Below are 14,141 nucleotides of genomic sequence, written 5' to 3'. Positions count from 1 at the left end.
TTATGAAGAAAGAGTTTTTGGCGTTGCTGCTTGTTATGGTCATCAGTGCTTCTGTGATCGGCTGTGCTGCAGCTAAATCACCGGATTCGGCTCAGGAAGTTACTGAGCAGGAATCAAAAGAAGAAAGTACAGAAGTTACTACTGAAAGCTGTACTTCAGAAACATCTGAAGAAGCAGTTACTAAGGATAATGAAAAAGAAGATAATTCAGCACTTGTCACTGGGGAGAACATGTTGAAGAATGGTGATTTTTCGGAAGGAACTGATCCCTGGTATACGTTTTGCCAAAATGGTAATGCGGAACTTAGTGTGAATGGAGATGGCGAACTTGATGTTGATATAAAGAGCGTTGGTACTGTAGCTCATGGAGTTCAGCTGTATCATGATGGATTTTCTCTGGAAGAAGGATGTGTTTACAAAATTTCTTTTGATGCTTCATCAGATGTGAATGGTAAGATCCTGGAAATGAGATTTCAGTTAAATGGTGGAGATTATCACGCTTACTATCTTGAAAATGTAACAGTTGGCAAGGATAAACAGCACTATGAATACACCTTCACCATGAATGAGACTGGAGATCCTGCTCCCAGGTTTTGCTTTAATATGGGTGCTATAGGAGGCATGGATAGTAAAACTCCTGAGCATCACGTATATCTTAGTAACGTCATCCTTACCCTTGAAGATGCAACAAACAGAGTAGCTGGAAACTGGGCGGTTGATATTCCTGATATTGCTGTAAATCAGATCGGATATCTTCCTTCAGCATATAAGAGCGCCACCTTAAGAGGAGCAGCTCTTACTGGAAGCGCAGATCTTATTAACGAAGCTACCGGGGAAACAGTATTTGAAAAGAAAATTGGAAGTAGCATAGATGATCCTGACACTGGAGATAAAGAGGCTATCTTTAATTTCTCGGATATAAAGGATGAAGGAACGTACCATGTGGAAGCTGGAGGCGTGGTTTCTCCTTCCTTTAAGATTTCTTCCGATGTTTATAATGAAGCATTTAAGGCATCTATTAAAATGCTTTATTACCAGAGGTGCGGAACCGGACTATCCAAGGATCTGGCAGGTGATTTTGCTCATCCGGTATGCCATACACAAAGTTCTGTCCTTTATGAGGACAGGTCAAAGAGTCTTGATGTAACAGGCGGATGGCACGATGCAGGCGACTACGGAAGATACTCTGTAGCAGGAGCCAAGGCTGTAGCTGACCTTCTTCTTGCATATGAGAATTATCCTGATGTATTTGATGATAATGTTGGTATTCCTGAAAGCGGAAATGGTATCCCGGACATCCTTGATGAAGCTAAGTACGAGCTTGACTGGCTCTTAAAGATGCAAAGAGATGACGGAGGTGTTTACCACAAGGTAACATGCAGAAACTTCCCTGGTGAGATAATGCCTGAGGATGAGACGGAAGAGCTTGTTATCATGTCGGTAACAACAACCGCTACAGCAGATCTTGCAGGCGTTATGGCAATGGCAAGCCGTGTATATTCGGATATCGATAAAGAGTATGCTGATATATGCCTTGAAGCAGCTAAAAAGGCTGCCACCTACATTGATAAGACTGAAACAGATACAGTAGGTTACAAGAATCCTTCAGACATCTCAACCGGCGAGTATGAAGATGTATGCGATATTGATGAGAGATTCTGGGCTTATGCTGAGCTTTATAAGACCACAGGAGATAAGACTTATGAAGAGTCTTTAAAAACAGTACTTCCTGACAACGGCTATTCTCTTGGATGGCAGGGAGTTGCAGGCTATGGCGGATATGCATATCTTTCAGCTGATGGACAGGATGCCCAGACTCAGGATTTAGTCAGGCAGGAAGCTTCCAAATACTCAAATGAAGTTATTTCAAACTCTGCCAAGTATTCTTATGGATCATCAATTGTTGGGGCTTACCCATGGGGCAGTAACCTTACAATCGCCAATAATGGTGAGTATTTGTTTATAATGAACGGGCTTGTTGACAAGGTTAATAAGAATGTTGCTGATATGCAGCTTAATTATCTCTTTGGCAATAACTCAACAGGTTATTCCTTCCTTACTGGTTTTGGAACAACCTACGCGGATCACCCTCACCACAGACCTTCACAGGCTATGGGAGTAACTGTTCCTGGAATGCTTGTGGGTGGACCAAACAGCGGACTTAATGATGCTTATGTTCAGAACGTGCTTCAGGGTGCGCCAAGTGCCAAGTGTTATGCTGATAATTCCCAGAGTTATTCCACAAATGAGATCACAATTTACTGGAATTCTCCTCTAATATATCTACTTGCAGCTGAAATAGCTCAAGAAAACTAATATAAGAAAAAGCTGTGGCTAATTTGTCACAGCTTTTTTAAAAAAATCTGATTTTAGGGTTAAGTATACATTTTAATATCCGATATACATAGCGTAAGACTATAGGCAAATTATGCCTTAGGTTTAAACTTAATATTGAAAGGAGGATCTAGATGGGCGGTGCAAACAGTGCAGTAAGCATGGTTGCTGCTTACATGACACAGGGCGCTGCAGCAAATGTTTCAAATGTCTCTACTTCGAAGAATTCTTCCAATGCGGCGATTACAAACTTTGACAACATTTTGAACAAGGTTTCCGATACTTTTGTTCAGACCAAAACAGTAGATGTTTCAAAGGATGTAAACAAACAGCTAGCTGGTGCAAAAGAGACAAATGCCACCGATACAAACACAGTTAACCTCAAAGATCAGGCAAATAACACAAATGCTGATTTAGAAAATGCATCTGAAGCAAATGAGGTTACTGAGAGTCAGGTGATTGCTACAAATGAAACAGGTAATACAGAAGTTAATGAAGAGCTGCAGGAAGCCATTAACGAAGCAGGAGAAGAGATCATCTCCCAGATTGCAGAAACTTTTGATATCTCTGAAGAGGAAATAGTAGATGCAATGCAAATACTTGGCCTCATGGCTGTAGATCTTTTAGATCCGGCAAACTTAACACAGCTGGTGACAGAGATTCAGGGACAGGGCGAAGTAATCGATCTTATCACAGATTCTGATATATATACATCACTGCAGGACCTCATGGAGGGTGCGGAGAGTATGAAGAGCGGACTTATGAACGAGTTCGATCTATCAGAAGAGGAATTACAGACAGCGATTGAAGACGCCAAGCAGGGATTTGGCGCAGCGCTTGAAAACTCAGCTGATGAAACAGCTAAGTTTTTAAACGGTGAGGAACTGTCTGAAGAATTTGGAAAAGAAATTGATTTAAGCAAAGTAAACGCATCCGTGTCTGAGGCGATCACACCGAGTGAGTCAGAAGAAAAGCCTGTTGTAGTTGAAACTGATAATAAAAACAGCGGAGAAAACAAAGGCAATCTTCAAGGCGAAGCTCAGTCAACAAATATTTTCAATCAGGTCATGAACAATATAGCTGATGCAGCAACTGAAGTTGATACTTCATCATTTAACAGCTACACTGACAGGACCCAGATGGAAGATATAATCAGACAGATCACGGAAAGAATCACAATCACACAATCTCAAACAGATACTAGCATAGAGATGCAGCTTCATCCAGCAAGCCTTGGCCATGTGAATATTCTTTTGACCAGCGGCAAAGACGGAATAGTTGCAAAGTTTACTGCTCAGAACGAGATCGTCAAGGAAGCGGTGGAAGCACAGATGGCACAGCTTCAGCAAAAGTTCAACGAGCAGGGTATCAAGGTAACTTCAGTAGAAGTCACAATTGCAAGTCACGGATTTGAGCAAAATCTTGATCAGCAGGGCGACAGACAGCCAAGGGAAGCATCACAGGATAAAAAGGTAAAAGGTCTTAGAAGGATCAATTTATCAGAGCTATCTGATGATGAAATGGAAGAGCCTGAAACCGAAGCTGAGAGGATTGCAGTATCTATGATGGAAGCAAATGGAAGTACAGTTGACTTCAGTGCATAAATTTAGGGGAGACCAGTTATGGCAGATACAAGTTCAGTAAGTGCAATCATAAAAAATGGTGAAGTAGTTAATTCAGGTATAAAGACAGAAGATCAAAAAGCAGCATCAAAGACTACTCCAAATGGATATGATAAGGATGCTTTCATGCAGATCCTGGTTGCTCAGATGAAGTATCAGGATCCAATGGAGCCAACATCTAATACTGAGTATATTTCTCAGTATGCAACATTTACTCAGGTTGAGCAGCTTTCAAACATGGCCAACGCAATGTCTCTTTCGAGAGCATCTGAAATGGTTGGCAAAACAGTTGTCATCACTCAGACAAATGCTGAAAATGGTACAACTTCAGAGATTCAGGGTGTTGTTGATTATGTCACTTACAGTGGTAATAAAGCATACTTAAACATCAATGGAACAGCTTATGACATTGATAATGTATCTCAGGTTCTCGCAACAGATTATGTTGATGCACTTGAAGCTGTTGAAGATTTCCAGAAGGCCATTGATAAGCTTCCAAATCTTGACATGATAACTGAAGAAGAGCATGGCGAGACAATCGACAATATGTACTCTTATTACAATGACATAATGGATAAGAAAGCAAAGAATCTCATGAACAAGAACTATGTCACATCACTTCTTCAGTACGTAAACAGAATTGACGACATAAGAGAAGATACGCACAGAACCTTTAAGAAGGCTGATGAAGTCTAAACATCAGTCTGCAAATGGAGGACAAATAAATGATAATGGATGATCAAAGGTTCATGTCCATTGGCCAGGTCCAGGATCAATATTTAAATCCTAATACTCCTAAAGCAGGCAAAGATAAAAATTCTTTGCCTGCAGGAGAAAATTCTTTTGCCCAGGTACTAAATAAAGTTAAGGTTGCATCCGATATTAATAACAGTGAAGATACTGTTAAGTTTTCTAAGCATGCCCTTAACAGACTTAGCATGAGAAATATCGAGCTTACAGGCGAGCAGATGGAAAGACTAAATCACGGTAAGATCGAGGCAGGAGAAAAGGGTATCAAGGATTCACTGATACTGGTTGACCAGCTGGCATTTATCGTTAATGTGCCAAGCAGCACAGTAGTAACAGCAATGGATCAGACAGAAAACAAGAACAATGTATTTACTAACATAGACGGAGCAGTTATTGCATGATTGGACCGAAGCGGGATACAAGGCCAGAAGAGCCTCCCGTCAGGAAATCTTTTGATCCGGACAGACTGCCGGATCAGTCGCAAATAGCTTCGTCCGAAATCCGGAAATAATCCATAGATATCTGGTGAATATTTATGTTTTATTTTCATATTAAAAAGATGGAGGACTTTGCCTTATGATGAGATCACTTTATTCTGGTGTTGCAGGACTTCGTACACATCAGACCAAGATGGACGTTCTTGGTAACAACATTGCCAACGTTAACACAACATCTTACAAATCCCAGTCAATCACATTTTCAGATCTTATGTATCAGACAACTCAGACAGCTTCTGGCGCATCAGAGACAAAGGGTGGTGTAAACGCTCGTCAGATCGGTCTTGGTGCTAAGTCTGGTGCTATTTCTACAGCCATTGAGTCACAGGGTGCTACTCAGACCACAAATAACCCATTCGATATCATGATAACAGGTAGCTCTTTCTTTATCGTAAACAACGGTAAGGAAAACCTCTACACAAGAGACGGCTCTTTCTACGTTGATGGCGCTGGTAACCTTGCTATGCAGTCAAACGGATACTTCGTACAGGGCTGGGCAGCTAAGGAAGATAAGAAGACTGGTGAGATCAAGGTTGATAAGAACGGCGATATCACATCTCTTCAGATCATGAGCGCTGACAATGCTACATATTCACCAGCATCAACAACTCAGGCTCTCTATTCTGGAAATATCGACGACCACGATACCAACGTTACATCTGATGATGGTAAGACAATCACTCTCGAGTTCTATGACAACAAGGGTTATCTCTACACAGGTAAATTTACACTTAAGGATACAGGAACTGACCATCTTTTCTCACTTCAGCTGACAGATATCCTTGATTCTGATGGTAATTCAATCAACCAGGAGATCACACTTCCTGATGGAACAACGACAAACAGACTTGATCATGTAACATTCGGAAAGACTGAGACTGTTACATCCAAGATCGAAGATGGCTACTACATTGATGAGCCAGTAGAAGGAAAGACAACAATCTGGCGTGAAGCAAATTCTCCTGTATATGACACTTACACTATTAAGAGCACAGATACTACTCTTGATAACCTTCTTAAGATAGACGGATTCCTTGATGAAGTATATCCTCTTGAGGAAACGACATATAAAGAGAAATATGGCGATATCACATCTTATACTATTTCTCAGGATGCTCTGACAATCACTTACAATTCTGAGGATGCAAAGATCACAACTGATTCATCCAAGACATATACAAATGTGTCTACAACAAATGATATTCCTTATTTCTATAACCCAACCACTCATTTTGGTTATGCTATGCCTTCGAACTCAGATAATCCAGCATATCCAATAACTGGTAAGCTTAGCGGCTTGAATTCTGACATGCTTCTTAATATTTATGGACTTGATGTTTCTACTTTAGATGCAGACAAGTACAATTATAGCTATGATGAGAATTCTAAGGATCTTACTATAACTGCTAACGAGGGCCCTTCAGAAACTGCATCCACACCTACAGCTGGTCTTGGAACTAAGTATGATACTTATTTCAAGGCTTCATCAACGACTTATGCTTCTGATACAATCAGTTCTCTTCTTGGAAAGATAACAGCAGGAACTATAACTAGCCCAGCAGGAACTGTATATGGAGATACAACTTATTCATACAATGCTGCTGGAGAACTTAAGATCAGCGGTAAGTATCTTGATGCAGGCAGCGGAACAAAGTCTATTCAGATAAGCGACTCTGACAATGCTTTATATGCTCTTATTAAGGGAAATGCTAAGGGAACATTCTCGCCTACAGAAACAGGATTTCCTGCTGGTGCATTAACAGATTTAAAGTCAGCAATACAGATGCCTTCCCTTGGCGATACTTTTAATCTTACATTAAATACTGACAGTTCTATTACAATTACTAGTGGCAATTATACAGAAAACATAGCAGTTGATTCTACTACTGGTTCTCTTTATCAGGATTTACTTGGTGTTTTAACTACTGCTGGAACATCGACAACAACTGTAGTAGGAAGCAGCCTTCCAAATGCTTCAGCAGATCTTTCTGCTAGACTTGATGCGTATTTTTCAAATTTCACGTTTGAGTATGAATTGGAAAGTGCTTCAGAGACAAATAAAGTATATACAATCAAGTTTTCTGGAAATGGATTTACCGATGAGGAGACTAGTGTAGATTGTAACACCGGGGAAACTTTAGCTAATTATCTTGCTTCAAAGCAGCAGACCATCAATATAGCAACAGACATGACAGACTCTGATAGAGCTGCTCTTCTTGCTAAACTGAACCTTGGTGAAGGAACTTCAGTTACTAGTGGTACTATTACTTATGAAGTAAGAAATATTACAGGAACCGAAGGATTCACGGCAACTGTTGCCTATACTGGCACAGTTGAGAAGACTGCTGATATCGAGACATTTACTCACGTAACTGATACTAAGACAGCTAATTTCACGAATTATGAGTATGGAGTACCAACATCTGTATTTAGAAATAAGAATTCTTCCTTGAAGGAAGGTTATGTTCTTACAGGCGGTAATGATGGAGTTTATACTCTTGAGCAGCTTAAGGAACAGCTTAGTGAAAGCGTTCTTACACAGATTTATGCAGATGGAACAACTTATGAGAGCCTTAAGGGCGATTATCCAACTAAGGATGACAGCGAGTTTAAGGTTCAGCTGGTTGGTAGCAGAATGATTGTAACTCATGTTCAGACTGATACTAACAACATCAACCCTGATTATGAGGCAAAGGTTGATTCAACTACAGGCAACGTAACATACAAGACAGTTAACCCAACTGAGATTGCTAAGGACTTCCCGACAGAAGGAAATATCTCAGATATTCTTTCAACAGCAAGTGGAGCTAATAAGGGCATCCTTCAGAAGATTTTCGGTGTTAGCGATGATGAAGCAAGAGCGTACGGCGGAGACGGAACATACAAGATTGGTGAAGACCTTAAGTCTATCGAACTTTCAACAGGCAGCCACACAATCATGCTTAAGTTCGACGCAGCAAACGGTTCCCTTGTTTCAGCTAATGACAACTCAGAGGGACAAGGCCTCGTAAACATGATCTTTGATCAGAGTGAGCTTTACGGAATGGAAGCATTTGGTTACCAGAAGGGTGACAATGACCCTGCAGAGATGGTAGCTGGACACATGACATTTGACTTCTCATCAGTTACAAACTACAACACCAGCGGATCTTCAACAGTTAAGGCTGTTAAGGGTGACAAGAAGAGCCTTAACACAGGTAGAGCAGTAGGTGAGATGAATGGCGTAAATATCTCAACTGACGGTAGGATCTACGCAACATATTCAAATGGACAGACTAAGCTCCTTGGACAGATTGCATCAGCTCAGTTCGCTAACGCATCTGGTCTTTCAAAGGAAGGTGACAACCTCTACTCATCAACTCTTAACTCTGGAGAAGCAACTGTTCAGGATATTACAACAGATGGCGGCTACATGAACACTGGAGTACTTGAGATGTCAAATGTAGACCTTTCAAGAGAGTTCACAGAGATGATCACAACACAGCGTGGTTTCCAGGCTAATAGCCGTATCATTACAGTATCAGATACACTTCTTGAGGAACTCACCAACCTTAAGAGATAATCATTAGAAAGATCAGTAAAGGCAAATCCATCAGATCAAATTCCCAGGACCTGTGTCCTGGGAATTTTTTTAAAATAATACATAAAAAATTTATTCAATTAATACTGTATTCCACAGCAAAAAGTGTTAAAATAAGTTCGATACCACAATATCTAGTATTATGCCTTTTTATATGTTGTGGTATGTCAAGGATGAGTTGGTGGGGGAATATGGATATCTTCAATTAAATTTCAAATTGAAATCCCCAAAATGAAATTATGCTGCAATTATGTCTAAAATGTGAACAGTTTTAGCGGCTTTTGGCGTGCAAAAGTGTTAAAATTAAGGTATCTAGAAATTTAATTTCAAAAACACCTGAAAAAATTAGAAATTTTGAAATTTTCAAATAATAAAAGGGGGAAATGTTGTGGATATTGCTTCATTACTTGGAGTAGGACTGTGTTTCGTCTTTATGATCCTCAGTATTGTGTTTAGTGCCGGTATTGGAGGCGTTAAATACTTCGTGGATGCTCCGTCAATGATGATTACCTTTGGTGGTGCCTTCATGGCGGTTTTGGGATCTAGAAGCATGCAGAGTTTTATGAGCGGCCTTAAGTCATACACACTGATCTTCAAGATGCCATCTGATGATACCAAGTCTGTGATCAAGAGCATCATTGATCTGTCCAACACAGCCAGAAAAGAAGGACTTCTTGCATTGGAAGAAGCTGCAAGCGGCCTTGAAGATCCTTTCATGAAAAAAGGAGTAATGCTGATAGTTGATGGTACTGAGCCAGAACTTGTAAAGAGTATCTTGGAGGCTGAAATTGATGCCATGGCTGAACGTCATAAAGAAAACTACACATTCTTTGCAGATGTTGCAGGTATGGGCCCTTCATGGGGTATGATCGGAACTCTTCTTGGACTGGTTCTTATGCTTCAGAACATGTCTGATCCATCATCTATCGGACCATCCATGGCGGTTGCCCTCATTACAACATTCTATGGTTCAGTTCTGGCTAACTGGTTCTGTTACCCTGCTGAGAACAAACTTAAAGCCAGAAGCAATGCTGAGTATATGAGTAAGAGTATAGTTATTGAAGGTCTGCTTTCTATTCAGGCAGGTGAGAACCCGCGTGTTACTGAAGAGAAGCTCAAGTCATTCCTGTCACCTGCTGACAGATCAGCATATGAAGCAGAGAATGGCTCTGGAGACGGCGGAGGAGAATAATGGCTAAGAAACCTGAAGAAATTAAACCCGGCCTCCCCGCGTGGCAAGGTACCTTCGGTGATCTGATGAACCTGCTTCTTTGCTTCTTCGTTTTGCTTTTCTCCATGGCGACAATGGATGCAGCAAAGTTTGAAGAGGTTGCAGCTTCATTTAGTTCTGCCTTCAGCGTATTTTCTGGCGGTGAGATGGCTATTGGTCAGGGAGCCCTCATTGGCGATGGTGTATCCCAGCTCACAGAGCTTTCTTCATATATTACTTCCATGGGACTTGCCCAGAGCGGAGAGGATTCTGACTCTGAGGAAACTGCAGTTGGTGAAATGGAACAGAAAGAACTTATGGAAGCAGCTGAAGCTGAGCAGCTTGAAGCTTCAGCAGAGCTGGCAGAGCAGATAGAAGAAGCTCTTGAAGAGGGTGAGATCGACAATATGGTTTCCCTCAATTATACAAGTCAGTTTGTTCAGCTTACGATCCAGGGCTCGATCCTTTTTGACTCAGGTAAGGTGGATCTTAAAGAGGATGCGCTTCCTGTAGTTGAGAAGGTAGGACAGATACTTGAGTCCTATGCTGGCGGAACAATTGAGATTGAAGGACATACAGATAATATCCCTATGGGCGGCGGCGGAAAATATGCCAACAACGATGAGCTTTCATCCGGAAGAGCCCTGACAATCTTTTATTATCTGACTGAGAACACTACGCTTGACCCTGCTAATCTGGTTCATACCGGCAGAGGTCAGTATGACCCAATAGCAGATAACTCTACTGATGAGGGAAGAGCCCGCAACAGAAGAGTTGAGATCAAGATATACAATCCTTTGAGTGCATCTTACTAATTTGAGGGGAGATAAGGACAAATGAAAAAGAATCTGTTATCAATAATCATCCTGGCACTTCTTATAGTGAATCTGGCCATGACAGGATTTATGCTTCTTAGCGTCATGACCACTAATTCACAGACTGCACATCTTATTTCTGATATAGCTGCAGCTTTGGAGCTTGAAGCTAACGGTGGCAGTACTGGAGGATTTTCAGGATCTGCATCTGGAGTTGTAGCTGTTACAGATGTAGCTACCTTTGGCTTTACAGGTGATGAAAAGCTTACCATCAACCTTAAGGCTGGCGCCGATGGAAAGAGCCACTACATGGTAGTTGAGGTTGTATTCTCAATGAACAAAGCAAGTGCCGACTATGCAACTCTTGGTACAGAAGAATCGCTTGCAAGCATGAAAGAGCTTGTTAAGAGTAAGGTTACAAATACCCTTGCATCATATTCTATGGAAGAACTTCAGTCAGGAATGGATGAGACTGCAAAAGAGACTATCCTTGAGGAAGTTCAGGAGCTTTATGGTTCTAACTTCATCTATGATGTAAGCTTTTCTAGTGTGCTTTATAACTAATTCTTTTAGAGGAGATTCACATTGAGCGAAGTACTATCACAAAGCGAAATAGATAGTCTGCTGTCGGCGATATCGACAGGTGAGCTTGATATGGAGCAGATGCAGGGCAATGACGAAAAGAAAGTCAAGGATTATGACTTTAAACGTCCTGCCAAGTTCTCGAAAGAGCACTTGCGTACCCTGGAGATGATCTATGAGCACTATGGACGTCTTTTATCAACGACGCTTCCTATTTATCTTCGAAAGAACGTTTCTGTTTCAGTAGCTAACTCTGAAACAGTTACATATTCAGAGTTTTCAAACGCCCTTTCGAACCCGGTAATCTTGGGAGTTATAAGTTTTCTGCCTCTACAGGGAACCATTATATTGGAACTTCAGGCCAATATTGGATTTTCATTTATTGACAGAATGCTTGGCGGAGAGGGAGTTGGACTTGATAAACCAAGACCCTTTACAGACATTGAGATGCCTCTTATTGAGAAGCTGGTCACCATATGCATGCAGCTTATGGTTGAACCTTGGCAGAATGTAGTGGCAATCAATCCTGTAATGGAGAGGATAGAGACCAATCCACAGTTTGCACAGGTTATTTCACCTACAGATATGATAGCAATTGTCACTCTCAATATTAAGATTGGCGATACAGAAGGTCTTATGAACGTCTGTCTGCCATACTTCACACTTGAGAGTGTTATGGACAAGCTGAACACCAAGTTCTGGTTTTCAACTATGCAAAAGAATGCAGAAGAGGATTATCAGGACTATCTGGAGTCTATGGTCAGACATGTGGATGTTCCGGTTAAGGCTGTACTTGGAAGGTGTAATGTATCAGTCAATGATTTTGTTCATTTACAGGCCGGAGACATAATAAGGCTTGATAACAGAGTAAATACAGACATGCAGGTTTATATAGGAAATATATTTAAATTCACTGCATTGCCTGGTACTGCAAAAGATAAATATGCCGTGCGTATTACGTCGGTAGTGAGAGAGGAGGAAGAGTAGGAGCATGGATGGAATGTTATCTCAGGACGAAATTAATGCTTTACTTGCCGGTATGGATCCAACCGGTGGAGGCGATGCTGCGCCTGCAGATGCTCCTTCGGACATGGGGGCGCCAGAAGCTTCGGTAGCTTCAGCACCAGTAGGTGGAGGCGATATTGATGAGTCGCTCCTTACTGATTCAGAGAAAGATGCAATTGGTGAGGTGGCCAACATTAGTATGGGCTCTTCAGCAACTACGCTGTACTCTCTGGTTAATCAGAAAGTAAATATCACCACTCCTCAGGTTGAACTTGCTAATTGGGAGAATGTTATAAGCAACTATGAAAGGCCTTGCGTATTTATCCAGATCAAATACACAGTAGGTCTTGATGGTACTAACATTCTTATCCTGAAAGAGCACGATGTTATGGTCATCACTGACCTTATGATGGGCGGTGATGGTACCAATACAGATGGTGAGATTGGAGAGCTTCAGCTTTCTGCCATTTCAGAAGCTATGAACCAGATGATGGGTGCAGCTGCCACATCTCTTTCAACCATGATCAATCAGAAGGTAGATATCAGCCCGCCACAGGCTACACTTCTTGAGATGATCAATGATGATCCTTCCGATATAGCAGATTTCCTTACTGGAACCTTTGTAAAGATTTCCTTTAAGATGCAGGTTGGCGATCTGGTGGATTCAACTCTTATGCAGTTGTATCCAATAGATTTTGCCAAGACCCTGAAGGATACAGTTATTGGTGCAGATGCTGCAAATCAGGAATCTGCTCCAGCTCCAGCACCGGCTCCGGAACCTGCTCCAGCACCTGCTGCCGCAGCTCCACAGCCAATGCCGGCTATGGATCCTTCAATGATGGGGCAGCCAATGCCTCAGATGGCTATGCCACAGATGGGAATGCCTCAGATGGCAATGCCTCAGATGCAGATGGCACCTCAGATGATGAACATGAATATCCAGCCAGCTCAGTTCCAGAATTTTGCTGGTGGTACCACCATCATGGCTGGCGGCGAGAATATTGGAATCATCAAGGATGTACCACTGGAAGTTACCGTTGAGCTTGGAAGAACAGCTAAGCCCATTTCAGATATTCTTGATTTTGCTCCCGGTACCATCATAGAACTTGATAAGGTTGCTGGTGAGCCTGTTGATGTGCTGGTAAATGGTAAGTTTGTTGCCAAGGGAGAAGTTGTTGTTATCGAGGAGAGCTTCGGCGTCCGCGTAACAGAGATTGTTCAGTAAGGATGGGGCATTTTCTATGAATTCATATCTGCAGCTTATAGTGATGCTTATTATCTTCATTGGAGTTTTAGCTGCCACATATTTTTTTACCAGGTGGATGGCTGATTTTCAAAAAGATAAGACAGCTACCGGTAATATCGAGATCATAGAGACTGCCAGAATATCCAGTACAAAATATATTCAGATTGTCCGCATTGGTCAGAAATATATGGCCATTGCTGTTTCAAAAGACGAGGTCACAAACCTCGGCGAAGTATCCAGGGAGGACCTTATTTTCAAGGAAGAAAATCCGCAGGACAACATAAGCTTTAAGGATATTCTTGAAAAGATCAAAGGTGAGATTAAGAAGTAAATGGCTAGTAACAGGGGAGAGGAAACAAGTAAATATATCAAGAAATACCTAAGGAAAGGCATTATTTCTGGACTTTTTTGTGTCATAATGGCGTCTTTCCTTGTCTTTTCTCTGCCACAGGTTTCTCATGCTACAGAGAACATCATAAGTGATACTACGCCAACTGATCC

11 protein-coding genes are annotated in these 14,141 nt (G+C 41.5%); all 11 read left to right on the top strand.

The window, feature by feature from the left end; translation table 11 throughout:
* Window positions 1-2: 2 nt before the first annotated feature.
* The 11 genes from J6I68_RS12790 to J6I68_RS12740 all read left to right on the top strand — a co-directional run bounded on the left by J6I68_RS12790 (window position 3) and on the right by J6I68_RS12740 (window position 13,971).
* Window positions 3-2,315: a glycoside hydrolase family 9 protein gene (locus tag J6I68_RS12790; protein WP_292220877.1), complete on the top strand. Its 2,313-nt coding sequence runs from the start codon at window positions 3-5 to the stop codon at window positions 2,313-2,315.
* Between the two features lie 152 nt (window positions 2,316-2,467).
* Window positions 2,468-3,937 carry a flagellar hook-length control protein FliK gene (locus J6I68_RS12785; protein ID WP_292220875.1) on the top strand — a complete coding sequence of 490 codons (1,470 nt, stop codon included), beginning with the start codon at window positions 2,468-2,470 and terminating at the stop codon, window positions 3,935-3,937.
* An 18-nt stretch (window positions 3,938-3,955) separates the two neighbouring features.
* On the top strand, window positions 3,956-4,651 hold the full coding sequence (locus J6I68_RS12780; protein WP_292220873.1) for a flagellar hook capping FlgD N-terminal domain-containing protein: 696 nt from the start codon (window positions 3,956-3,958) through the stop codon (window positions 4,649-4,651).
* 29 nt (window positions 4,652-4,680) lie between these two features.
* On the top strand, window positions 4,681-5,106 hold the full coding sequence (locus tag J6I68_RS12775; RefSeq protein WP_292220871.1) for a TIGR02530 family flagellar biosynthesis protein: 426 nt from the start codon (window positions 4,681-4,683) through the stop codon (window positions 5,104-5,106).
* 175 nt (window positions 5,107-5,281) lie between these two features.
* Entirely contained in the window at window positions 5,282-8,764 is a 3,483-nt protein-coding gene (locus J6I68_RS12770) for a flagellar hook-basal body complex protein (protein WP_292220870.1), read from the top strand.
* Window positions 8,765-9,170: 406 nt separating this feature from the next.
* On the top strand, window positions 9,171-9,974 hold the full coding sequence (locus J6I68_RS12765) for a motility protein A (protein WP_292220868.1): 804 nt from the start codon (window positions 9,171-9,173) through the stop codon (window positions 9,972-9,974).
* Entirely contained in the window at window positions 9,974-10,807 is an 834-nt protein-coding gene (locus J6I68_RS12760) for an OmpA/MotB family protein (RefSeq protein WP_292220866.1), read from the top strand. The genes J6I68_RS12765 and J6I68_RS12760 overlap by 1 nt, the downstream gene beginning before the upstream one ends.
* A 21-nt stretch (window positions 10,808-10,828) precedes the next feature.
* Complete coding sequence (locus J6I68_RS12755; protein ID WP_292220864.1) at window positions 10,829-11,371, top strand: flagellar basal body-associated FliL family protein; 543 nt, start codon at window positions 10,829-10,831, stop codon at window positions 11,369-11,371.
* Window positions 11,372-11,392: 21 nt separating this feature from the next.
* The gene (gene fliM, locus J6I68_RS12750; protein ID WP_292220862.1) at window positions 11,393-12,376 is read left to right on the top strand and encodes a flagellar motor switch protein FliM; all 984 of its coding nucleotides are present in this window, start codon (window positions 11,393-11,395) and stop codon (window positions 12,374-12,376) included.
* A 4-nt stretch (window positions 12,377-12,380) separates the two neighbouring features.
* Entirely contained in the window at window positions 12,381-13,619 is a 1,239-nt protein-coding gene (gene fliY, locus J6I68_RS12745) for a flagellar motor switch phosphatase FliY (RefSeq protein WP_292220860.1), read from the top strand.
* 16 nt (window positions 13,620-13,635) lie between these two features.
* Window positions 13,636-13,971, top strand: coding sequence for a flagellar biosynthetic protein FliO (locus tag J6I68_RS12740; RefSeq protein ID WP_292220858.1), 336 nt, complete (start codon window positions 13,636-13,638; stop codon window positions 13,969-13,971).
* The last annotated feature ends 170 nt before the right edge of the window (window positions 13,972-14,141 follow it).

Source organism: Butyrivibrio sp. (genome assembly GCF_017940685.1).
In the GTDB taxonomy this organism is placed as follows: Bacteria; Bacillota; Clostridia; order Lachnospirales; family Lachnospiraceae; genus Butyrivibrio.
Note: the sequence above shows the minus strand (reverse complement) of the source record. Positions and strands in the feature narration are given on the sequence as shown.